We start from the raw sequence: 229 nt of genomic DNA, 5'->3' as shown, positions 1-229 counted from the left end.
CTGTTTGCTCTGATCATCACCTTGGGGATCGTGGTGGATGATGCCATCGTGGTCGGCGAACATGCTGATTTCCGGTATCGGCGATTGGGCGAAAACCCTGTGCAGGCAGCAGAAAACGCTGCCCGGCGCATGGCCTTGCCCGTCTTTGCCTCTACGCTGACAACCGTGATTGCCTTTTTCGGCCTGACGGCCATTGGCGGGCGGTTTGGTGATCTGATCTCGGATATTC

General features: G+C 57.2%; 1 protein-coding gene. It reads left to right on the top strand.

The features are described from left to right. The coding region (locus Q4528_RS16655; protein WP_303522919.1) for an efflux RND transporter permease subunit at nucleotides 1-229 on the top strand (229 nt) is incomplete at both ends.

Origin of the sequence: Staphylococcus pasteuri, from assembly GCF_030547725.1 — a bacterium.
Lineage (GTDB): Bacteria > Bacillota > Bacilli > Staphylococcales > Staphylococcaceae > Staphylococcus > Staphylococcus pasteuri.
The sequence above is the reverse complement of the archived record's forward strand: the minus strand, read 5'-3'. Positions and strand labels throughout refer to the sequence as shown.